Origin of the sequence: Paenibacillus sp. E194 (genome assembly GCF_000935845.1) — a bacterium.
GTDB classification, from domain to species: domain Bacteria; phylum Bacillota; class Bacilli; order Paenibacillales; family Paenibacillaceae; genus Paenibacillus_B; species Paenibacillus_B alvei_B.
The window spans coordinates 1-1,439 of the sequence record NZ_JMDX01000486.1; the positions used below are offsets into that span (position 1 = coordinate 1).

1 protein-coding gene is annotated in these 1,439 nt (G+C 45.5%); it reads left to right on the forward strand.

What is annotated here, in order from left to right; all coding sequences use genetic code 11:
* On the forward strand, window positions 1-1,368 hold a 1,368-nt coding region (locus AZ66_RS29105), incomplete at its 5' end, for an IS1182 family transposase (protein WP_052648923.1).
* Window positions 1,369-1,439 lie beyond the last annotated feature (71 nt).

Genomic DNA, 1,439 nt, shown 5'->3' on the forward strand with positions numbered 1-1,439 from the left:
GCCTACACGCAGCGTATTTATTCTTCTCGCCAAATTGCTAAATCCGTGAGAGAGAACATTCCCTTTATGTGGCTTGCAGCCAGACAGCGTCCGGATTTTCGTACCATTAATCGTTTTCGCTCCGAGCGAATGAGAGACGTGCTTGAAAAGATTTTCACGTCTATCCTTGGTTTCCTTATTGAGGAGAAGTACATTAAGTTGGAGCATTATTTTGTAGACGGCACGAAAATCGAAGCGAATGCGAATAAGTACACCTTCGTATGGGGAAAATCTGTGGCGAAGCACAAAGCTAATTTACAAGAGAAAGTAAAAGTATTGTTTACGAGCATTGAAGAAGCAGAGCGACAGGAAGAGCAGGAACTACAAGATCGGGATTTACCAGAGCTGGGCGAATCGAGCGAAGTCACGAGCGTGAAGTTGGAACAAGCGGTAGAGAAACTGGAACAAAAGCTGCAGGAACAACCAAAAGATAAACCACTAAAAAAAGCAGTTCGGTTGTTGCGTAAAGACTTTTTGCCGCGATTAAAAAGCTACGAACATCACCAGGAAGTGTTCGGAGAACGGAATAGCTACAGTAAAACCGACCCGGACGCTACCTTTATGCGAATGAAAGAAGATCATATGAAGAATGGCCAGCTTAAGCCCGGCTATAATCTACAGATCGGCACAGAGGATCAATTCATTGTCGGATACAGTTTGCATCAGCGACCTACTGACACACGTTGCATGAAGCCCCATTTACAGAAAGTGAAGAGCGCACTAGGAAAGCTTCCAGGGACAGTTATAGCAGATGCCGGTTATGGAAGCGAAGAGAACTACGCCTATTTGGAGCAAGAAAACGTAGAGGCCATCGTCAAATACAGCACGTACCACAAAGAGAAGACAAAAAAGTGGAAACAGGACATTAGCAGAATCGACAACTGGAAGTATGATACGCAGGCGGATTTGTGGACGTGCCCTGGCGGACAATCCCTCTATTTTCACCGTGAGAGCAAACAGAAAACGGAAAGTGGTTATGAAATCCTCCTTCGCCACTATCGGAGCCAGGATTGTATGAACTGCCCACTCAAAGCAGCTTGTTCGAAAGCAACCGGGAATCGTGAAATTCGAGTAAGCATGCAATATCTTCGCTACAAGCAACGCGTACAGGAAAAACTGCGAAGCGAAGAAGGATACGCGCTGTCAGTTCGACGAATGATCGAGCCAGAGAGTGTATTTGGGCAACTGAAAAATAACAGAGGATTTAGACGTTTCCTGCTTCGAGGCCTGTCGAAAGTAAGCCTTGAGGTCGGGTGGCTTTCCCTTGCCCACAATTTGCTGAAGTGGGCAACAATGAAACAAAAAGGTCGAGTTTGGGTAGAAATATAACCCCTACTCGACCTTTTTTCGAATCTAGCGATCCCTCACAAGTAGTAAAAAACTACTTATGGGACAGCTCC